The organism is Pseudomonas sp. Hp2, from assembly GCF_006386585.1.
In the GTDB taxonomy this organism is placed as follows: domain Bacteria; phylum Pseudomonadota; class Gammaproteobacteria; order Xanthomonadales; family Xanthomonadaceae; genus Pseudomonas_S; species Pseudomonas_S boreopolis.
Genome location: NZ_VAHJ01000001.1, coordinates 509,766 through 530,524 on the forward strand (window position 1 = coordinate 509,766; position 20,759 = coordinate 530,524).

Below are 20,759 nucleotides of genomic sequence, written 5' to 3' on the forward strand. Positions count from 1 at the left end.
GGGTTCTCCATCGTGTGCTTCAGGCCGCTTCGCCGACCGACTCCTGGCCGACGCGCGGACCGCGGTGCCAGGTCAGCATCGCGCCCAGCACCATGGTGACCAGCGCGAACAGCGGCGCCCCGAGCGCCCCCATGTGGTCCACGAGGACGCCGCCGCCCACCGCGCCGCTGGCGATGGCCACCTGGAAGGCCGCCACCAGCAGGCCACTGGCGCCTTCGGCCTGGTCCGGCGCGGCGCGCACGATCCAGATCTGGAAACCGACCGGGAATGCGGCGAAGGCGAAGCCCCACAAGGTGATCGCCACCGCGGCCACCAGCGCCGACTCGCCGCGCACCAGCAGGCTGGCGGCCAGCAAGGAGATGGTCACGCTGCCGAACATGATCGCTAGGCGCTCGCTGCGCCCCGCCAGGTAGCCGCCGAACAGGTTGCCGAAGAAGCCGCCGATGCCGTAGGCCAGCAGCACCGCCGAGATCGCGCTCAGCGACAGATGGCTGACGTTCTCCATCAACGGGCGCACGTAGGTGAAGCCGGCGAAGTGGCCCGAGATCACCAGCAGCACCGCCAGCAGCACCACGCGGATGCCGGGCCGCGCCAGCAGGTGCCCGAGCACCTGCAGGTCCGACTGCGCGCGCGGCTTGAGCGCCGGCAGGCTGAGCAGTTGCGCCAGCAGGGTCAGCAGCGAGACCGCGCCGGCCGCCATGAAGGCGCTGCGCCAGCCCCAGGTGTCCCCCATCCACGCGCCTACCGGGGCCGCGCAGACCGTGGCGACCGAGACGCCGGTGAGGATCAGCGACATCGCGCGCGGGAACAGCGACTCCGGCACAAGGCGCATCGCCAGCGGCGCGGCCATCGCCCAGAAGCCGCCCAGCGCCACGCCCAGCACGACGCGCGCCACCAGCAGCGTGGACAGGGTGTGCGCCATCACCGCCAGGACATTCGACAACAGCAACAGCAGCGTGAGGCCGAACATCACCTGGCGGCGGTCCAGGCGCCGGGTCAGCAGCGGCAATGCCGGGGCGGCCACCGCGGCCACCAGGGCGGTCGCGGTGACGCTCTGCCCGGCCGCGCCTTCGCTGACCGCCAGGTCGGCCGCCATCGCGGTCAACAGGCTGGCCGGCAGGAATTCCGCGGTGACCAGGCCGAACACGCCCAACGTCATGGCGCCCACCGCCCACCAGTTGGCGGCGGCGGGAGCGTCGGGCTGAACAGGGCCGGAGGCGGGGTCGGAACGGGTGTCGGGGATCACGGTGGGGGACCGGGAAGTGAAGGGACCGGCAGATTAGGCGTATGATTCTGGCGTTTCCATGCCGGAAAACCCATAATGCTTGTCCAATCCTCCCAACCCTCCCCGATCGCCTCGGCCCAGACGCCCCCGGACATGCTGACCCAGGTGTTGCTGGGCCTGCGCCTGGACGGCGTGGAGTACGGCCGCTGCGAATTGCAGGCGCCGTGGTCGCTGGCGTTTCCGGCGCAGCGCGATGCGCGCTTCCATTTCGTCGCACGCGGCGGCGCATGGTTGCGCGTGGAGGGCGCGGAATGGAAGCGGCTGCAGGCCGGCGACGCGGTGTTGCTGCCGCGTGGCAGCGCGCACGTGCTGGCCAGCGCGCCGGACGTGCCCACGGTGGAGATCGGCAGTTGCGCGCGCACGCCGGTGTGCGACGACGTCTACCTCGTCTGCAAGCGCGGTTGCGACGGCACCGGCGGCGACGGCGGCAAGGCCGAGCCTCCGCCGCCGGACGTACTGTTCTGCGGGGCGATGCGCTTCAACCTGGACCCGCTGCACCCGCTGCTGGCGATGATGCCGGAGCAGATGCTGGCCGGCGACCTGCTCAAGCGCGACCCGGCCGTGCCGGTGCTGCTGGAAGCGATGGAGCGCGAGGCGTCGCTGGACCGCATCGGCGCCTGCGGCATCCTCGCGCGCATGGCCGACGTGCTCGCCGCCAGCATCATCCGCGCCTGGGTGGAATGCGCCTGCAGCGACGCCAGCGGCTGGATCGCGGCGGTGCACTGCCCCAAGATCGGCAAGGTGATCGCGGCCGTGCATGCCGAACCGGAGCGCGATTGGAGCGTCGCCGAGCTCGCCGACCTGATGGGCGCCTCGCGCTCGCGCTTCGCCGAATCGTTCACGCGCACCGTCGGCGAGAGCCCGGCGCGCTACGTCGCCAAGGTCAAGATGTTCCGCGCACGCCGCTGGATCGAGCAGGAAGGCATGCGCGTGGCGGTGGCCGCCGGGCGCCTGGGCTACGACAGCGAGGCGTCCTTCAGCCGCGCCTTCAAGCGCATCATCGGCGTGCCGCCGAGCGCGGTGCGGCCGCAGGCCCGCACCGCCGCTTGAGGCGGCGATCGGCCAGCCCGCTCCGCGCCTGCGTGGCCGCCACGCAACTGCGAATAATTTGCATCCTCATCATTGGATTCCCATAATCCCGCCCCTGACTTCATCGGGGGATTGAACATGCCGGGCGATCTTCGCCGCCACACCGTCGCCGCGCTGTCGCTGGCGGCGCCCGCCCTGCTCGCGGCCGCCATGGCCCAGGCGCACGACGTCGACGCACGCACGCTGGACGGCGTGACCGTGGTGGCCGATCGCGCCAGCACCGCCACCAAGACCGACACGCCCCTGGTGGAAACCCCGCAGGCGATCAGCGTGGTGACTTCGCAGTTGTTCACCGACCGCGGCGCGCGCAACCTGCAGGAAACCCTGCGCTACAGCGCCGGTGTCACCGCCGACGCCTGGGGCCTGGATACCCGCGGCGACGGCAGCACCATCCGCGGCCTGGACCCGGTGCAATACCTGGACGGCATGCGCCGCGTCTACGGCTTCAACCCGATGGCCCGCCCGGAGGTCTACGGGCTGGAGCGGGTGGAAGTGCTGCGCGGCCCCTCCTCGGTGCTGTACGGCGCCGGCGCCACCGGCGGCATCATCAACGCCATGAGCAAGCGCCCCAGCTTCCAGGACGGCGGCGAGATCGGCGTGCAGGTCGGCAACTTCCGGCGCAAGCAACTGCAAGGCGACGTCACCGGCGCGCTCGGCGATTCGCTGGCGGGGCGCGTGGTCGGCGTGTTCCGCGATTCGGGCATGCAGACCGACAAGATCGACGACGACCGCATCTACCTGGCACCGTCGCTCACCTGGCGCGGCGAGCGCACCAATATCACCTTCCTGGCCAGCTACCAGCACGACGAGACCGCCTCCAGCCAGCAGTTCCTGCCGGTCGTGGCAACGCTGAAGGCGCCGCCGGGACGCAAGCTCGATCCGTCCACCTTCCTCGGCGACAAGGATTTCGACAAGCTCGACGCACGCCTGTTCAGCGCCGCCATGCTGTTGGACCACGCCTTCAACGACACGGTGACCTGGCGTTCCAACCTGCGCTACATCGACTCCAAGGTGGAATTCCGCGAGCTGTTCCCCAACGTCTACGAGAAGCCCGAAAACCCGTTCATCGATGCCGACGGCCGCGTGGTCAAGCGGACGGCCTACGGCGTGAAGCCGCACGACCGCATCACCACCGCCGACAACTCGTTGCAGTTCGACTTCACCACCGGCGCCTTCCGGCACCTGCTGCTGGCCGGCGTGGACTACACCGATTTCCGCGAGGATTCGTCGAACCTGCGGGCCACGGCCACGCCGATCGACATCTACGCGCCGGTCTCGGCCGGGGTCGCCATCGACGGCTGGGATCGCCTGCCCGACCAGCGCACCACCCAGACGGGCGTCTACGTGCAGGACCAGCTCCGCTACGCCGACCGCGTCTCGCTGGTGCTCGGAGCGCGCCGCGACCGCGCCCGTACCAAGACCGAAGGGGTATCGGCGCAGACCGACAACGCCACCACCTACCGCATCGGCCTGATCGGCGACGTCGGCGCCGGCGTATCGCCCTACCTGAGCTACAGCGAGTCGTTCCTGCCGGTGACCGGCCAGGACCTGTACGGTCGTGCCTTCGAACCGATGCGCGGCCGCCAGGTGGAAGCGGGCGCGAAGTGGCAGCCCGCCCCCGGTGCGCTGCTGACGCTGGCGGCCTACCGCATCACCGAGACCAATCGCCAGACCAACGACCCGGACAACGTGCTCAACGTGGTGCAGACCGGCGAGATCCAGTCCAAGGGCGTGGAACTGGAAGGCGCCTACGCCTTCGCCGGCGACTTAACGGTCACGGCCAGCTACAGCCACAACAAGGCCGAGGTGACCAGGAGCAACTACGCGCCGGAAGTGGGCCGGCGCCTGAACGATACGCCACAGGACCTGGCCTCGGTCTGGCTCGCCAAGGGCTTCGTCCTGGACGACGGCCTGCGCCTGCGCACCGGGCTTGGCGGCCGCCATGTCGGATCCACGATCTCGGCCGGCGCCACCAGCACCGTGCGCACGCCGAGCTACACGCTGGTCGACGCGCTGGTGGAGCTGCAACTGCCGTCGTGGACGTTCTCCCTGAGCGTCACCAATCTGTTCGACAAGGAATACTTCGCGCCGTGCCGCAACTTCGGCGATTGCTTCAGCGGCAACACCCGCAACATGGTGGGCACGGCGACCTACCGCTTCTGAGACCGCGGCGGGCCGCCACCGGGCGGTGGCGGCCCCGGCTCGGACTGACCGCCTCCGTGCGCCGCCATCGCTCTCCGATGCGGCGCATGGAAGTCCGGCTCAGCCCAGCCGCATCGACAGTTCCACGTCCTCGTCGAACGCCAGCGACAGGTAGCCGGCTTCCGGCGAACGCACCCGCGCCAGGTACTCGGGGCTGTAGTCGGCGTTGTCGGCGACCACCAGCGCACCCGGGCGCAACCGCGGCTCCAGGAGCGCCAGCACCTCCGGGTACAAGGCCTTGGCGCCATCCAGCAGCAACAGGTCGATCGTCTCCGGCGGATCCGCAGCCAGGGTCTGCAATGCGTCGCCGGCACGGATCTCCACCAGGTCGAGCAGGCCGCCCGCTTCGAGGTTGGCGCGTGCGCGCGCCAGCTTGGACGGCTCGAACTCGCTGGTGACCAGCCGGCCGCCTCCGTTGTCGCGCAAGGCGGCGGCCAGGTGCAACGTGGAGATGCCGATGGAGGTGCCGAACTCGACGATGCTGCGCGCCCGGCAACTGCGGGCCAGCATGTACAGCAACGTGCCGGTCCGCCGCGAGACCGCCAGCGGCAGATCTTTCAACCGGCCGTAGAAATCCAGGTAGTCGGTCTTGCTGCGCATCAGGCGCGCTTGCTCGTCCGCGGACAATGCGGCCACGGCCGGGCTGTCCACGGGCGAGGCGGCGGCGTCCTCGGCGAACAGGCGGTCCAGCAGCGGCGCCAGGAGGGGGAAAACCGGGGTGTTCATTGGTGAATCTCCGAAAGGAATGAAGGTGCACGTCGCGCCGGACTAGAATGCGAGCAATCATTCGCGTTTTCTAATCGCATTCCGGGACTGGCCATGAGCGCACCGCGCGCGCCCCGTATTTCCCAGCGCAAACAGCCCAAACAGGCGCGTTCCAACGAACTGATGGCGGCGATCCTGCAGGCGGCCGCTCAGGTTTTGGCCGCCGAAGGCGCCACCCGTTTCACCACCGCTCGAGTCGCCGAGAAGGCCGGCGTCAGCATCGGCTCGCTGTACCAGTACTTCCCCAACAAGGCGGCGATCCTGTTCCGCCTGCAGAGCGACGAATGGCGCCACACCAGCAACCTGCTGGCCCGCCTGATGGCCGATCGCGCGCAGCCGCCGGCCGAGCGCTTGCGCGCCCTGGTGCATGCGTTCGTGCGCTCCGAGTGCGAGGAAGCGGACATGCGCGTCGCGCTCGGCGATGCCGCGCCGTTCTACCGGCACGCGCCGGAGGCGCGCCAGGCGCGCGAAGCGGGCGAACGCGCCTTCGCCGATTTCATGCGCGAAGCGCTGCCCGGGGCCGACGCGCCGACCCGCGCTCGGGCCGGCGGCTTGATCACCGATACCCTCAGCGGCGCCGGCAAGCAGTTCTCCGAAAGCCCGCGCCGGCCGGAGGAGATCGCCGCCTACGCCGACGCGATGGCGGACATGTTCTGCGCCTACCTTGAACGCCTGGCGGAAGCCAGCGCCAAGGGACGCGCCCCGTAGCGGGCCGCCCGGATACGGAACCTGCCGGGCGGGCCGACGCGCACCGCGGCGGTGCGTTGCCTCAGGCTTCCGCCGCCACGAACCCGCCGGTCTGGCGCGCCCACAGCCGCGCATACAGCCCGCCGCGCGCGACCAGTTCGGCGTGCGTGCCGGTCTCGACGATCGCGCCGCGGTCCATCACCACCAGCCTGTCCATGCGCGCGATGGTCGAGAGCCGGTGCGCGATCGCGATCACCGTCTTGCCGGCCATCAGCTCGTCGAGGCTGTCCTGGATGGCGGCCTCGACCTCCGAATCCAGCGCCGAGGTGGCCTCGTCCAGCACCAGGACCGGGGCGTCCTTCAGCAGCACCCGCGCGATCGCGATGCGCTGGCGCTGGCCGCCCGACAGCTTCACGCCGCGCTCGCCCACGTGCGCCTCGTAGCCGCGCCGGCCCTCGCCGTCCACCAGCGTCTCGATGAAGCTGTCGGCGCGGGCCTTGCGCACCGCTTCGTGCAGTTGCGCCTCGGTGGCGTCGGGCCGGCCGTACAGCAGGTTGTCGCGGATCGAGCGATGCAGCAGCGAGGTGTCCTGGGTCACCACGCCGATCTGCGCGCGCAGGCTCTCCTGCGTCACCCGCGCCACATCCTGCCCGTCGATCAGGATGCGGCCGCTCTCCAGGTCGTACAGGCGCAGCAGCACGTTGACCAACGTCGACTTGCCGGCGCCGGACGGGCCGACCAGGCCGATCTTCTCGCCCGGCCGCACCTCCAGGTCCAACCCCGCGATCACCCCGCCCTGCTTGCCGTAGTGGAAATGGATGTCCTCGAAGCACACCTCGCCGCGCGTCACCTGCAGTTCGCGCGCGTCCGGCGCGTCCTGCACCGTGAGCGGCCGCGAGATGGTCTGCATGCCGTCCTGCACCGTGCCGATGTCCTCGAAGATGCCGTTGATCGTCCACATGATCCAGCCGGACATGTTGTGGATGCGGATCACCAGGCCGGTCGCCACGGTGATCGCGCCGACGCTGACCTGGCCGCGGCTCCACAGCCACAGCGCCAGCGCGCAGGTGCCGACGATCAGGAAGCCGTTGATGATCGCGATCGAGGTATCCATCGAGGTGGTCACGCGGGTCTGCGCGCGATGCTTGACCGCCAGCTCGTCGATCGCCTCGCGCACGTAGCCTTGCTCCCGCCCGGCCCGGGCGAACAGCTTCAACGTCGCCACGTTGGTGTAGCCGTCGACGATCCGGCCCATCGCCTTGGAGCGCGCATCCGAGGCGATCCACGCACGGGTCTTCATGCGCGGCACGAAGTGGACCATCAGCGCCACGTAGGCGACGAGCCACAGCAGCAGCGGCGCGGTCAGCAGCGGGTCGGCCTGCGCGAACAGGTACAGCGCGCTGCCGGTGTAGACCACGATGTACCAGAGCGCATCGACCATCTGCACCGCCGACTCGCGCAGCGAGGTGCCGGTCTGCATCACCCGGTTGGCGATGCGGCCGGCGAAGTCGTTCTGGAAGAACGACAGGCTCTGCCGCACCACGTAGTTGTGCATCAGCCAGCGCGCGCGGTTGCTCAGCCCCGGCACGATCGCCTGGTTGACCAGCAGGTTGTGCACGCCCACCAGCAGCGGGCGCGCGATCAGGGTGATGCCTCCCATCCACAGCAGCTCGACGGCATGGCGCCGGAAGAAATCCGGGCCCGGGCGCTCGGCCACCATGTCGACGATGCGACCGAGGAAATCGAACATCGCCACTTCGACCAGCGCCAACAGCAGGCCGGCGACCAGCGTCGCCAGCAGGACCGGCCACAGCGGGCGCAGGTAATGCAGGTAGAAACGCCATACCGCACCGGGTGGCGTGCGGTTTTCCGGCGAAGGAAACACCTCCACCAAGGATTCGAACCACCGGAACATCGCCAGACCCCAATCGACAAAGGCGCCGAGGGTAGCTCATTGGATGTGGTGGTCAAGCGAACGGGATCGAACCGATCGCGGCGAGCCCGGCCCCGCACCGGCGGCGCGAACGGCGGCGTGCGCAACACGTCCGGAGCGCATCGTCGCGAGACGCGGCCTGGGGCAGCAGGCGGCCTTCAACGGGTGTAGGTGAACCCCAGCGTGACTTCCAGGCCGGTATGGTCGGCCACGATCGGGCTGCCGCTCGCCTGGCCGGTGTAATGCGTGCCGGTCAACTGGAACACGCTGGTCCAATGCGGGCTGAAAGTGTGGTCCCACTCGACCCCGCTGGAGACCGCATACAAACCCGCCCGCGGCGCGAACGCATCGAAACCGGTACGCGAGCTTTGCAGTGCGGTGACCCCGTAATAGGCCTGGTTATAGCGGCTGTTGCCCCAGTGCCCGTCCAGGTCGATCGAGACTTCGTCGCTGTCCGTCTTCCACGGCGTGAGCTCCACGCCGGCGCGGTAGCGCTGGCGATGCAGGCCGCTGCGCAGCGTGAGTTCGGCCTCGGCACTGGCCATGAACCAAGGGGTGACCTGCTCACCTACCAGCGTCTTGCTGGTGAACGAATCGGGTACCTGCCCCATCCCGGCAAGCGAGCTGTCTCCTGGCCGCCAGCGGCTGTCGTGGTCCGCGCGGCCCAGGTCGTAGTAGATCGATTGCGATAATGACAGGCCCGACGCGGTCTGGAACTGCAAGCCGGCGCCACGCACGCTGTCGGCGAACAATATGCCGCGTTGTACCGACACGACCGGCAACGGCTCCCAACGATCCTGCGATGCGCCGTCGTAGCTAGGCGTGAGCAGGGCGGACATGCCGACCGTAACCTCGGTCTTGTCCCCCCACAGGCTCTGGGACGAGGCAGGCGACGCAGGGGGATCGGCATCGGCAGGCGCGGCCTGCAAGGTCAGGGGCAGGCCAGCCAGGGCCGCCAACGCCAGGCGCCACGCGCCGTGAACAAAACCCACCGCCATCCCGAATCTCTCCTGAAAACACACGCCCGGACAAGCGGTCCCGGCACCTTCCCAGTGTGGCCACCCCGGCCTTGCACCAGCCTTTCGGAGCGGCCCCGCAAACTGAACGCCAACCCCTTGGCGAGACCCGCCTGCTGCCGATCGTCGATCCGGGGATGGGATCGTGCCGCGTCCGGCGCGTTCACGCTCCCGCTCCAGCGCGGCCTGCCTGGGAGCCTGTGACATGGCCCTGCCCGAAACTCTTGCGGTACGCCGACGGCGCCACGCCCACGTTGCGCCTGAATGCCGCCCTGAACGCCTCCAGCGTTTCGAAGCCGCAGGCCTCCGCCACCCGCTCCAGGTCGAGCCGGCCGGCCTCCAGCAGCGCCTTCGCGGACCGTATGCGTTCCTGCTGCAGCCACTGCCCCGGCGTCGTGCCGATGGCCTGCTTGAAGCGGCGATAGAAATTGCGCTCGCTCATCGCCGCCGCCCGGGCCAGGTCGGCGGCGGCGATGCCGTCGGCCAGCCGCTGCCGTGCCCAGTCGAAGACGCCATCGAACGGATCGTTGCGGCGCCTGGCCACCGGACTGGCCACGAACTGCCGCTGCCCGCCCTCGCGGTGCGGCAGCATCACCAACCGCTGCGCCACCCGGTTGGCGATCGCGGTGCCGAAGTCGCTGCGGATGAGGTGCAGGCCCGCGTCGATCCCGGCCGCGCTGCCGGCCGAGGTGACGATCCGGCCGTCCTCGACATAGAGCGCATCGGGGACCAGCGTACTGGCGGGGAAGTACTCGCGGAAACGCTGCTCGTAGCGCCAGTGCGTGGTCGCCCGGCGTCCGTCCAGCAGACCGCAGTGGCCGAGCAGGAACGCCCCGGAGCAGATCGACATCAGCCTCGCGCCGCGCGCGTGCGCCCGGCACAGCGCGGACTTCAAGGCTGCGGAAGGCTTCACCTCCGGCCCGCTCCAGCCGGGCACCACGATCGTATGCGCCCTGCGCAACAGCTCCAGCCCGCCATCGGCCGCGATCCGCATGCCGCCGATCCCGCTGCGCACCCGTCCCGCGGTCATGGCCACGCCGAAGCGATACCAGGCCACCTCCAGCTCCGGCCGCGGCAGGCCGAACAACTCGGCGGCGATGCCGAACTCGAACAGGCACAGGTTCGGATACGCCAGCGCGACCACGTACGGGGGTTTCTTCGCCATGGCAGGAAATGACCGGTATCCGTCAATCCTGCCAGTTTAACCGGCGCCCTGCCCGGACCACACTGGCACCGCCCCAGCCAAGGAGACGATCCATGCCGAACCCCGTACTGCAGGTCCCCGCCGCCGCCAGCGCGGAAGCGCTGCGCCATTTCACCGCCAAGCTGCACCTGGAAACGGACTGCTGGGACGTGCACGAAGCGATGGCATCCGGCGCCCCCGGCTTCGTCCTCCTCGATGTGCGTGCCCCGGCGCTGTATGCCCGGGGCCACGTACCGGGGGCGATCAACCTGCCCCACGGCAAGATCGTCCAGGGCAAGCTCGCCCATCATCCGGCCGACACCCTGTTCGTCGTGTACTGCGCCGGCCCCCACTGCAACGGCGCGGACAAGGCCGCGGTACGCCTGGCCATGCTGGGGCGCCCGGTCAAGCTCATGATCGGCGGCATCACAGGCTGGCTGGACGAGGGTTTTGAATTGGCACGCGAGGAAGTGGCGAGCGAGGCCGTGTGATTTGCATGCAGGCCCGGGCAATCTTTGCCTTTGCCTTTGCCTTTGCCTTTGCTGTTGCTGTTGCTGTTGCTGTTGCTGTTGCTCGTGATGTTGCTTTGGCTTTTCGCTTTTGACCTTGACTTACCGGGGCCCCTCCGAAGCGGCGGAGACGGCGGGTAAAACCCCGAAGGGGCGACGTACATGGATGTGCGTCGTTTTTCGCCGCGACAGGAGGTCGCGTCGAAAAATCCCGCCGGCTCCGCGGACCCGCAGCAAAGCTGCGGGCGCGAAGGCGGGGTGTGCTTTCTTTGAGTTACCTTTCTTTGCACAAGCAAAGAAAGGTAACTCGCCGTAAGGCGAAAGCCTTTGGCCTTATCGCCAAAGGCCCAAAGAGCCCAAAAGCAAAGTCCCTGGATGATCAGCCATTCGGCTGCTGAAAAGCGCTTCCCGCCTTCGCGGGAATGACGGTAGAGAGATTCCGCGGGACAGCGGAATGGCATCAAAGCCAAAGAGCTTCCTTTACACAAAAACAATGACAGGACACCCCCCTATCGATTAAGCCCCGTCACTCCACCGGCACCAAGACCAAATCCTGGAAATCGAAGCTGAAATCCGTCAACGGCGACACCGCCTCCATCCTCGCCTCGCGCACCTTGCCATCCGGCGTCAGCGCGAAGGTGACGAACGCATCGGCATTGAGCGAGCGATCGTCCCAGCGCACGATGAACGTATCGTGCTGCCAATGCTCCAGCGTCCCGAGCAACTGCGCCGTCTTCGAGAACTGCAGCCGCAGGCGTTCCCCTTCCCGGCGCACCACCACGTCCCCGTACCACGGGTCGCGGTAGGTGCCGGCATAACCGGACAACGGCAACGAAGGCCTGGACTTCGCATCGCGCGCCGCCACGTGCTTGTCCCAACTCTCGTCGGCCTTCTCCTGCGACTTGGCCACGGCCTTGGCATAGGCATCGGTCCAGTCGGTCTTCGGCGCGTCCAGATAGGCGTCGAGGACCTGCATCGTCACCGCATTGAACGCGGCGCCGACTTCCTGGTTGGTCAGCACGATCACGCCGAGCTTCCGCTCCGGCACCAGGGTCAGGCGCGAGACCATGCCCGGCCACCCGCCGGTATGCCAGACCAGCTTGTGGCCGCGGTAGTCGCTCAGGTTCCAGCCCTCGCCGTAGCCGGCGAAATTCGGCCTTGCCGGCGCCAGCTCGGGCACGCTCGGCTCCGGGATGGCGATGGGCGTGATCACCGACCACATCTCGCGCTGGCGCTGCGCGCTGAACAGCGGCGTGCCGTCCGGCAGCTTGCCGCCGGCCAGTTGCACGTTCATCCACTTGGCCATGTCGTGCACGCTGGAATAGATGCCGCCGGCACCGGAGTTGTTCGACCAGGTCAGCGGCGCGACCGTGCGCAATTCGCGGAAGTCGTACTTGGCATGGCCCACCGCCGGCGCGTCGCCGGGGCGGAGATGGTCGGCGTTGAAGCGGGTACCGCCCATGCCGACCGGATCGAAGATGCGCTTCTGCAGGAAGTCGGCATAGGACATGCCGGAGACCTGCTCGATCACCTTCTGCGCCACCGCGTAGAGGATGTTGTCGTAGGCGTACCGGTCGCGGAAGCCGCCCTTCAACGGCACCTTCGCCAGGCGCTTCACCACTTCGTCGGTGCTGTAGCCGGTGGTCGGCCAGAACAGCAGGTCGCCCGCGCCCAGGCTCAGCCCGCTGCGGTGGGCGAGCAGGTCGCGGATGCGCATCTCGCCGGTGACGTAGGGATCGGACATGCGGAACCACGGCAGGTGGTCGATCACCCGGTCGTCGAGCTTGAGCTTGCCCTCGTCGGCCAGGATCGACAGCGACGCCGCCGTGAACGCCTTGGTATTGGAGGCGATCGCGAACGGCGTGGTCGCCTCCACCGCCCCGGGCTTGCCGGCCTCGCGCACGCCGTAGCCCCGCTCCAGCACCACCTGCCCGTCCTCGACGATCGCGACCGCGATGCCGGGTACGTCGAAGGTCCGGCGCACGCGCTCGACCTGCGCATCGAAGTCCTGCAGTCCCGCCGGCGTTTCCGCGGCCTGTGCCGCCACTGCCACCGCTAGCGCCATGGTCATTCCGCTCACCCACCACCCTCTGTTCAACCGCATTCTCCCGTTCGTTCGCTCAGGTCGCCGCCAGGTCCAACGGCGACGATGACACCAACACGCCGCTGGCATCCGCATAGAGCCAATGGCCCGGCACGAACGCCACCCCGGCGAAGTTCACCGGTACATCCACATCCCCCAGTCCGCGCCGGTCGGTCTTGCGCGGACAGGCCGCCAGCGCGAGCAGCCCCACCGGCAGCGTGGCCAGTATTTCGACGTCGCGCACGCAGCCATGGATCAGCATGCCCGCCCAACCGTTCGCCGCGGCATTGGCCGCGATCTGGTCGCCCACCAGCGCGTGCCGGAGCGAGCCCTGCCCGTCCACCACCAGCACCCGCCCCTCGCCCGGCGTCATCGCCAGCTCGCGCACGCGCGAGTTGTCCTCGAAGCAGCGTACCGTCGCCAACGGCCCCGAAAACGCGGCCCGGCCGCCGAAGCTGCGGAACAGCGGCTCGGCCACGGCCACCTCGGGGAAGCGGTCGCACAGGTCGGGGGTGGTCCAGTTCATGGAGGCCGTCCTCGGGCGGGGATGTCCGGATGGTAGCCGCCCGCCTCCCGGGCGCGCAGTGCCCAAAGTCCGGGTGGGGCCAGAGGGCGAGAGCCGGGCGGCCGCCCCGCGCCCCATCATGGTGCAGCACGGCAGCGGCCGCCGGCCCGCTTGCCGGAAATCAGACCCTCTTTGCAAAACGGTAACGCACCGCCGGCCCCGCTGGCCGTAGCATCCCCGCTCAGGCATGACGGCACGCCGGCCCCGGCCCAACGCCGCATTGCGACGCCACCGGTGGCAGGTAGCCGCCGAACCGCTCCGGACGGATGCCGGGCAACGACATTGGGACGCACGCCCGTGGAGGCCACGCGGGCACGCGGCAACGAGAAGTGCAGGCAGTAGACAGGGATATTCCGTTGAACGAACTCTTCGACACAGCGCCGGCCAACGGCGGGGGCATCCATATCGGCATCGGCGGTTGGGTCTACGAACCTTGGCGTGGCGGCATGTTCTATCCACCCGGGCTCGTGCAGCGGCGCGAACTGGAATACGCCAGCCGCCACCTCACCAGCATCGAGATCAACGGCACCTATTACGGCACGCAGAAGCCGGCCACCTACGCCAAGTGGCGCGACGAGACGCCGGAGGGATTCGTGTTCTCGGCCAAGGCCCCCAAGCGCATCGTCCAGGCCAGGCGGCTGGCCGGCACGGGCGCGCAGGTCGACGACTTCATCGGCGGCATCTCCGAACTGGGCAACAGGCTGGGGCCGCTGGTATGGCAGTTCGCGCACGGCCGCACGCTGCAGCAGGACGACTTCGACGCGTTCCTCGACCTGCTGCCCAGCCATGCCGGCAGCCACCGCCTGCGCCACGTCCTGGAGATCCGCGATCCGGCCTTCGTGGATGCCGCGCTGCTCGAGCGGATACGCCGGCGCGGCATGGCCACGGTGTTCACCGACAGCGACGAGTACCCCTCCTTCGCCGACCTGGGCGGCGACTTCGTGTATGCGCGGCTGATGCGCAGCCGGTCCGACGTCGATACCGGCTATCCCGCGGCCGAGCTGCGGGCCTGGGCACGGCGCATCCAGGCCTGGCGCGACGGCGAGGACAACCCGGACCTGCCGCATGTCGCCGCTCCGCTCGAGCCCGGCGAGCCCCGCGAGGTGTTCGTCTACTTCATCAGCGCCGCCAAGGAGCGCAATCCCGCGGCCGCCATGGCGCTGATGAAGGCGCTGGCTCCCTGATCCGGTACGCGAGCGCCGTCGCGCCGCGCGGCGGGCGCGATGGTCATGCCGTCGGCGTCTCGGCGACAATAGCCGGATGCCGATGACTCCCCTGCGCAAGGCGCAACTGCAAATCCATTTTTGCGTCCTGCTGTGGGGCGTGACCGCCATCCTGGGCAAGCTGATCACGCTGCCGGCGCTGCCGCTGGTGTGGTGGCGCATGCTGATCGTGGTGGCCGCGCTGGCGCTGTTGCCGCGGGTCTGGCGCGGCCTGCGCGCGCTGACGCCGCGGCTGGCATGGGGTTATTGCGGCATCGGCGCGCTGGTGGCGCTGCACTGGCTGACCTTCTACGGCGCGATCAAGCTGGCCAACGCCTCGGTGGCCGCCACCTGCATCGCACTGGCGCCGGTGTTCACCGCGGTGATCGAGCCGTGGGTGGCGCACCGACCGTTCCGGCCGAGCGAGTTGCTGTTCGGCATCGCGGTGCTCCCGGGCGTGGCGATGGTGGTCGGCGGCGTGCCGGGCGGCATGCGCGCCGGCATCGCGGTAGGAGCCGTGTCCGCACTGCTGGTGGCGCTGTTCGGCTCGCTCAACAAGCGCATGGTCAGCCATGCCGATCCGCTGACCGTCACCGGCCTGGAGCTCGGCGCGGGCACGCTGGTACTGACGGCGCTTGCCCCGTTGATGCCGCTGCTGCTGCCGGCCTTCGGCGGCGACCTGCTGGAGGTGCCGGGCCTGCACGACGGCGCGTTGCTGCTGGCGCTCGCCCTGGCCTGCACGCTGCTCCCGTTCGCGCTGGCGTTGGTGGCCTTGCGCCACCTGAGCGCGTACTCGGTGCAACTGGTCACCAACCTGGAACCGATCTACGCGATCGTGCTGGCCGCCCTGCTGCTCGGCGAGCAGAAGGAGCTGACGCCGCTGTTCTACCTCGGCGTGGCGATCATCCTCGGCGCCGTGTTCCTGCATCCGCTGCTGGAGCGCCGGCGCCGCATCGAGCATCCGGAACTGCTGGGCACGGCCGAGTCGAAGAACCTGGTCGATTAGACATGGCATGGCCTGCCGTTACAGCCCAAGGCCGAAGACGCAGCGCTGTTGCTGTTGCTGTTGCCGTTGCTCGTGTTTTGCCGTTGCTTTTGCTTTTCGCCTTTGACCTATCGGGGCCCCTCCGAAGCGGCGGAGACATTGGGAAACACCCGAAGGGCGGCACACAGGGGCTCGCCGGAAAAGGCGAAGCACTGTTTCGCCCCGGCGGGCGGGCATTCGCCGCGCGGCGAATGCCCCGGGCTCGTCCGCGTAGCGGACGAGTGCGCCGTTTTCGGCCGCGACAGGAGGTCGCGTCCGAAGATCCCATTGGCTCCGCGGACCCGTAGCGCAGCGGAGGGCGCGAAGGCGGGGTGTGCTTGATCAGCCATTCGGCTGCTGTGAAGCGCTTCTTTTGGTTACTTTTCTTTACGCGGCACATCCTTGTGCCGCGCCCTTCGGGCGGCTTCGCCGTGCGGCGCCGCTCCTGCGGCGCGCGTGCACAAGCAAAGAAAAGTGACTCGCCAAAGGCGAAAGTTTTTGCATCCACTCGAAACAAAGCAAAAGCAAAGTCCCTGGATCCCCGCCTTCGCGGGGATGACGATAGTGAGATCACGGGGACTGGATAGATAGCGAGAAAGTCGCTGGGTCGTCGCCTTCTCGAGGACGACGGCAGATAGATGTCGCAGGTCGGAGGGACAGCGTGATCAAACGCCCGAATGCCCCATCAACCGATCAATCGATCAAAAATCCTGCCGCTGCGGCAACAAGCCCCTCAACTCCAGATCCGTCAAATTCCGCCACTGCCCCGGCTTCAACGTCCCCAGCTTGATGTTGTCGATACGCGTCCGTCGCAACTGCGTGACGCGATAGCCGAACTCGGCCGACATCAGGCGGATCTGCCGGTTCAGGCCCTGCTCCAGCACGATCCGGAACCCGAACTTGGCGATCCGCGCGGTCCGGCACGGCAACGTCATCTGCCCGTGGATGCGCACGCCGCGCGCCATCCCGCGCAGGAATTCGTCGGTGACCGGCTTGTTGACCGCCACCAGGTATTCCTTCTGGTGGCGGTTCTCCGCCCTCAGGATCTCATTGACGATGTCGCCGTTGCTGGTCATCAGGATCAGGCCTTCCGAATCCTTGTCCAGCCGCCCGATCGGGAAGATGCGCTGCTCGTGCCCGACGAAATCGACGATGTTGCCCTTCACCGAGCTTTCGGTGGTGCAGGTGATCCCGACCGGCTTGTTCAACGCGATGTAGACATGGCGGCGGGCACCGGGCTTGCTCGCCATGCGCGCGCGCAGCGGCTGGCCGTCCACCCGCACCTCGTCGCCCTCGCCCACCACCGCACCCGTGCCGGCCACCACGCCGTTGACGGTGACGCGCCGCTCGCCGATCAGGCGGTCGGCCTCGCGGCGCGAGCAGAATCCGGTCTCGGCGATGTGCTTGTTGAGGCGGGTGGTCATGGAGATCACTCGAAGAAAGACATGGAAGACAGGACGCGGCCCTTCCCATGCCCGCGGGCCAGGACGTCCCGCAGGCGCGCCACCGGCCCGCGCCCGCGCCGCGGACGTCGTGCCGGGGCGGCAAGGATGCAGGCCGTGATGGCGCCCGGTGCCGGAGGCGCCGCTCCGGGCACCTTCCCCGCGTGCGAGGAAGGTGCGGCGATCATTCGTGGCGCGCGCCCTTCGGCTTGCCCGGCCCCTTGCGATGCGGCTTGGCCGCGCCGCCCGGCTTGCCGGCCCGCGCGAACTTCGGCTTCCCGCGCGACGGCGCATGCGCCTCGTCGCCGTCCACGCGCCGCATCTGCAGCTGCTGGCCGGACACCCACACCTTCTTGAGGTGCTGCAGGATCTCGCGCGGCATCTCCGCCGGCAGGTCCAGGATCGAATAATCGTCGTGGATATCGATGCGGCCGATGTAGCGGCTCTCCAGCCCGGCCTCGTTGGCGATGGCCCCGACGATGTTGGCCGGCTTCACGCCGTGCGCATGGCCGACCTCGATGCGGTAGGTCTCCATCCCGAATTCGGGCTCGCCGCGCGGCGGCACCTTGTCGCGGCGCGGGCGCTCGAAGCTGCCGACATCGCGCTCGTAATCGAAGTCGCCGCCTTGCCGTTCGGCGCGCGGATGCGAGGCCGCCGCGTGCGCATGGTCGTCCGTGGTACGCGGCGCGCGCTCGGCGCGCGGCTCGAAACGGGCCGGGCGCTCGCCACGCTCGGGACGCTCGCTGCGGCGTGGCGCGCGCTCGTCGCTACGTTCCGGACGCGGGCCGCGCACCGGCGGCGCCAGCAGGAACGGGGCATCGCCCTGCAGCAGCTTGGCGAGCGCCGCGGCGATGTCGATCGCCGGCACGTTGCTCTCGCCTTCGAAGCGCTGCAGCAGCTCGCGATAGAACTCGATGTCGCCGCCTTCGGCCAGCGCATCGCTGATGCGGGTCATGAACTTGCTCACGCGGGTGTCGTTGACCGCGTCCACCGACGGCAGCTGCATTTCCTCGATCGGCTGGCGGGTGGCGCGCTCGATCTGGCGCAGCATGCCCTTCTCGCGCGGCGTGACGAACAGGATCGCCTCGCCGCTGCGCCCGGCGCGGCCGGTGCGGCCGATGCGGTGCACGTAGCTCTCGGTGTCGTAGGGGATGTCGTAGTTCAGCACGTGGCTGATCCGCTCCACGTCCAGTCCGCGCGCGGCCACGTCGGTGGCGACCAGGATGTCGAGCTTGCCGTCCTTGAGCTGTCCGATGGTGCGCTCGCGCTGGGCCTGCTGCATGTCGCCGTTGATGGCGGCGGCCGCCAGGCCGCGCGCCTGCAGCTTCTCGGCCAGTTCCTCGGTGGCGGCCTTGGTGCGCGCGAAGATGATCATCGCGTCGAACGGCTCGACCTCCAGGATGCGGGTCAGCGCATCGAGCTTGTGCAGGCCGCTCACCCACCAGTAGCGCTGGCGGATGTTGGCCGAGGTGGTGGTCTTGGCGGCGATGGTGACCTCCGCCGGGTCGCGCAGGTAGGTCTGCGCGATGCGGCGGATCTGCGGCGGCATCGTCGCCGAGAACAGCGCCACCTGGCGCGACTCGGGCAGCTTCTTCAGCACCGCCTCGACGTCCTCGATGAAGCCCATCCGCAGCATCTCGTCGGCCTCGTCGAGCACCAGCGTCTTCAGCTCGGACAGGTCCAGCGTGCCGCGCTCGAGATGATCGATCACCCGGCCCGGCGTACCGACCACCACGTGCACGCCGCGGCGCAGCGCCGACAGCTGCTGGCCATAGGGCTGGCCGCCGTAGACCGGCAGCACGCGGAAGCCCGGGATCGCCGTGGCGTAGCGCTGGAAGGCCTCGGCGACCTGGATCGCCAGCTCGCGGGTGGGCGCCAGCACCAGCGCCTGCGGCTTGGCCTGCGCCAGGTCGGCGTTGGACAGCACCGGCAGCGCGAACGCGGCGGTCTTGCCGGTGCCGGTCTGGGCCTGGCCGAGCACGTCCCGGCCGGCCAGCATGGCCGGGATGGTGGCGGCCTGGATCGGCGACGGCGACTCGTAGCCGACATCGGCCACGGCGCGCATCACGGCCTCGCTCAGGCCGAGGTCTGCGAAGCGCAGCGGCGCGGGGGATTGGTCTGACATGGGGAACTCCGGGAGGCGCCGGCCGCGAACGGGCGGGCGCAGGACAGCATATTGTGCGCCTTGGCGGCCCCGCTGTCGAAAGGGGGCCGGGATTCCGTTCAGGTGTGATGATCCGCCCCTGCCGGCGAATCACCTCGCGAGCCCCTCTTCCAGCCCCGCCATGGAACAGCCCGCAACGACGTCTTGCGACCGCCGACAGGCATTCGCCGCCCTGCTGGAGCGGCACCGCGGCGTATTGGTCAAGGTCGCCGGCAGTTACGCCTGGCAGCGCGAGGATCGCGACGACCTGATGCAGGACATCGCGGCGCAGCTGTGGCGGGCCTGGCCGTCCTACGACGCGGCCAGGCCGTTTTCGACCTGGATGTACCGGATCGCGCTGAACGTGGCGATCTCGCACGTGCGCAGCCGCACGCGGAGCACCCAGGCCGACTCCTGGAACGAGGCGCACCACGATCTGCCGGATCCGCGCCCGCACGACCCGGAAATGTCCCAGCAGGTCGAGCGACTGCATCGCTTCATCCATGCCCTGCCGCCGTTGGAACGCGCGCTGATGCTGCTCTACCTCGAAGACTGCAGCTACCGGGAGATGGCCGGGGTACTCGGCCTGAGCGAAACCAACGTCGCCACCAAGATCGGCCGCTTGAAGGCGCGCATCCGTCACGAACTCTGAACCCGAGGATCCCGACATGGAACCGGACGAACTGAAGGCCATCTGGCGGCAACTGGGCCAGCGTCTCGAACGCCAGGAAACGCTGCAGAACGCATTGCTGGGCGAACGCAAGCGCGAGCACTTGCGCAGCAGCCTGCGCCCGCTGGTCCGGGGCCAGTGGCTGCAGGTCGCGCTCGGCGTGGCGCTGATGCTGCTCGGCATCGCCTGCTGGAGACACAATCCGGACGCCCCGCGCTACCACGTCGCGGGCGCGACGTTGCACGCCTTCGGGGTGGTCACTGCAGTCTTTGCAGGTATCACCCTCGCGCTGGCGTCCCGCATCGATTACGGCGCCCCCGTACTGCAGATCGAGAACCGGCTCGCCAGGTTGCGCCGGTTCTACGCCCTCAACGGCATGCTCGCCGGCTGGCCATGGTGGGTGATGTGGGTCATCGTCGTGGTCGCCGTGGCCGGCCTGGCGCGCATGCCGATACCCGCCGGGGCACCAGGCTGGATCTGGGGCAGTCTGGCGATCGGCGCGCTCGGCTGGATCGGCACCGCCTGGTTCCATCGTTGGTCGCGCAATCCTCGCCGGCCGCGGCTGGCCCAGCGCGTGGAAGATGCCGTCACAGGCTTCAGCCTGCGCCGAGCGCGCGCGCTGCTGGAGGAAGTGCGCGAATTCGAGCGCGAGTAGGCGGATAATCGCCGCCCCCGGCTGCCAACGACGACGCCATGCAAACCCTCGATTTCGAACTCGACCGCGAATACGTCGAACTCAACCAGTTGCTCAAGCTGGCCGGCATCGCCGACAGCGGCGGCCAGGGCAAGGCGATCGTCGCCAGCGGCGCGGTGCGCGTGGACGGCGAGGTGGAATTGCGCAAGACCGCCAAGATCCGCGGCGGCCAGGTCGTGCGCATCGACGACGTGGAAATCCGCGTGGTCGCCGCCTAGCCGATGGTTGGCCCCTATGGGAGGGACTTCAGTCCCGGCAGGGCCTTGC

The 20,759-nt window shown here is 69.0% G+C and carries 18 protein-coding genes; 9 read left to right on the forward strand and 9 right to left on the reverse strand.

Going from position 1 to position 20,759, the window contains the following annotated elements; translation table 11 throughout:
* Positions 1–19: 19 nt before the first annotated feature.
* A complete protein-coding gene (locus FD678_RS02050) occupies positions 20–1,246 on the reverse strand; it encodes an MFS transporter (RefSeq protein ID WP_218569445.1) in 1,227 nt (408 codons plus the stop codon).
* A gap of 75 nt (positions 1,247–1,321) precedes the next feature.
* Between FD678_RS02050 and FD678_RS02055 the strand changes: the two genes are divergently transcribed.
* Together FD678_RS02055 and FD678_RS02060 are read left to right on the forward strand one after the other, a co-directional pair.
* Positions 1,322–2,335: an AraC family transcriptional regulator gene (locus FD678_RS02055; RefSeq protein ID WP_140718934.1), complete on the forward strand. Its 1,014-nt coding sequence runs from the start codon at positions 1,322–1,324 to the stop codon at positions 2,333–2,335.
* A gap of 117 nt (positions 2,336–2,452) precedes the next feature.
* On the forward strand, positions 2,453–4,537 hold the full coding sequence (locus tag FD678_RS02060; protein WP_140718935.1) for a TonB-dependent siderophore receptor: 2,085 nt from the start codon (positions 2,453–2,455) through the stop codon (positions 4,535–4,537).
* A 99-nt stretch (positions 4,538–4,636) separates the two neighbouring features.
* Here the strand turns inward: FD678_RS02060 and FD678_RS02065 are convergent, their stop codons facing one another.
* Positions 4,637–5,302: an O-methyltransferase gene (locus FD678_RS02065; RefSeq protein WP_140718936.1), complete on the reverse strand. Its 666-nt coding sequence runs from the start codon at positions 5,300–5,302 to the stop codon at positions 4,637–4,639.
* A gap of 93 nt (positions 5,303–5,395) precedes the next feature.
* Here FD678_RS02065 and FD678_RS02070 point away from each other — a divergent pair, with 93 nt between their 5' ends.
* Positions 5,396–6,049, forward strand: a complete 654-nt coding sequence (locus FD678_RS02070) for a TetR family transcriptional regulator (RefSeq protein ID WP_140718937.1) — start codon at positions 5,396–5,398, stop codon at positions 6,047–6,049.
* A 61-nt stretch (positions 6,050–6,110) separates the two neighbouring features.
* Here FD678_RS02070 and FD678_RS02075 read toward each other — a convergent pair whose 3' ends face one another.
* The 3 genes from FD678_RS02075 to ftrA form a co-directional block, all read right to left on the reverse strand.
* Complete coding sequence (locus FD678_RS02075) at positions 6,111–7,943, reverse strand: ABC transporter ATP-binding protein (RefSeq protein WP_140718938.1); 1,833 nt, start codon at positions 7,941–7,943, stop codon at positions 6,111–6,113.
* A gap of 176 nt (positions 7,944–8,119) precedes the next feature.
* Positions 8,120–8,959 carry a MipA/OmpV family protein gene (locus tag FD678_RS02080; protein WP_177497513.1) on the reverse strand — a complete coding sequence of 280 codons (840 nt, stop codon included), beginning with the start codon at positions 8,957–8,959 and terminating at the stop codon, positions 8,120–8,122.
* Positions 8,960–9,140: 181 nt separating this feature from the next.
* On the reverse strand, positions 9,141–10,142 hold the full coding sequence (gene ftrA, locus FD678_RS02085) for a transcriptional regulator FtrA (RefSeq protein WP_140718940.1): 1,002 nt from the start codon (positions 10,140–10,142) through the stop codon (positions 9,141–9,143).
* A gap of 92 nt (positions 10,143–10,234) precedes the next feature.
* Between ftrA and FD678_RS02090 the strand changes: the two genes are divergently transcribed.
* Positions 10,235–10,651 carry a rhodanese-like domain-containing protein gene (locus FD678_RS02090; protein WP_140718941.1) on the forward strand — a complete coding sequence of 139 codons (417 nt, stop codon included), beginning with the start codon at positions 10,235–10,237 and terminating at the stop codon, positions 10,649–10,651.
* Positions 10,652–11,195: 544 nt separating this feature from the next.
* On the opposite strand, the gene FD678_RS02100 is transcribed toward FD678_RS02090, so the two are convergent.
* On the reverse strand, positions 11,196–12,740 hold the full coding sequence (locus tag FD678_RS02100) for a serine hydrolase (protein WP_218569446.1): 1,545 nt from the start codon (positions 12,738–12,740) through the stop codon (positions 11,196–11,198).
* 49 nt (positions 12,741–12,789) lie between these two features.
* Positions 12,790–13,278 (reverse strand): ribonuclease E activity regulator RraA, encoded by a 489-nt coding sequence (gene rraA, locus FD678_RS02105; protein WP_140718943.1) that lies wholly within the window; start codon positions 13,276–13,278, stop codon positions 12,790–12,792.
* A 395-nt stretch (positions 13,279–13,673) separates the two neighbouring features.
* On the opposite strand from rraA, the gene FD678_RS02110 reads away from it, so the two are divergent.
* A complete protein-coding gene (locus tag FD678_RS02110) occupies positions 13,674–14,501 on the forward strand; it encodes a DUF72 domain-containing protein (RefSeq protein ID WP_218569447.1) in 828 nt (275 codons plus the stop codon).
* A gap of 76 nt (positions 14,502–14,577) precedes the next feature.
* The gene (locus FD678_RS02115; RefSeq protein ID WP_140718945.1) at positions 14,578–15,525 is read left to right on the forward strand and encodes a DMT family transporter; all 948 of its coding nucleotides are present in this window, start codon (positions 14,578–14,580) and stop codon (positions 15,523–15,525) included.
* Positions 15,526–16,244: 719 nt separating this feature from the next.
* On the opposite strand, the gene FD678_RS02120 is transcribed toward FD678_RS02115, so the two are convergent.
* A complete protein-coding gene (locus FD678_RS02120) occupies positions 16,245–16,967 on the reverse strand; it encodes a pseudouridine synthase (protein ID WP_140718946.1) in 723 nt (240 codons plus the stop codon).
* Positions 16,968–17,169: 202 nt separating this feature from the next.
* On the reverse strand, positions 17,170–19,110 hold the full coding sequence (locus FD678_RS02125; RefSeq protein WP_140718947.1) for a DEAD/DEAH box helicase: 1,941 nt from the start codon (positions 19,108–19,110) through the stop codon (positions 17,170–17,172).
* A 160-nt stretch (positions 19,111–19,270) separates the two neighbouring features.
* Between FD678_RS02125 and FD678_RS02130 the strand changes: the two genes are divergently transcribed.
* The 3 genes from FD678_RS02130 to FD678_RS02140 are packed head-to-tail and all read left to right on the forward strand — an operon-like array spanning position 19,271 to position 20,710.
* The gene (locus FD678_RS02130; RefSeq protein WP_140718948.1) at positions 19,271–19,780 is read left to right on the forward strand and encodes an RNA polymerase sigma factor; all 510 of its coding nucleotides are present in this window, start codon (positions 19,271–19,273) and stop codon (positions 19,778–19,780) included.
* A 16-nt stretch (positions 19,781–19,796) separates the two neighbouring features.
* Positions 19,797–20,453, forward strand: a complete 657-nt coding sequence (locus FD678_RS02135) for a serine/threonine protein kinase (RefSeq protein WP_140718949.1) — start codon at positions 19,797–19,799, stop codon at positions 20,451–20,453.
* A 38-nt stretch (positions 20,454–20,491) separates the two neighbouring features.
* On the forward strand, positions 20,492–20,710 hold the full coding sequence (locus tag FD678_RS02140; RefSeq protein ID WP_140718950.1) for an RNA-binding S4 domain-containing protein: 219 nt from the start codon (positions 20,492–20,494) through the stop codon (positions 20,708–20,710).
* The last annotated feature ends 49 nt before the right edge of the window (positions 20,711–20,759 follow it).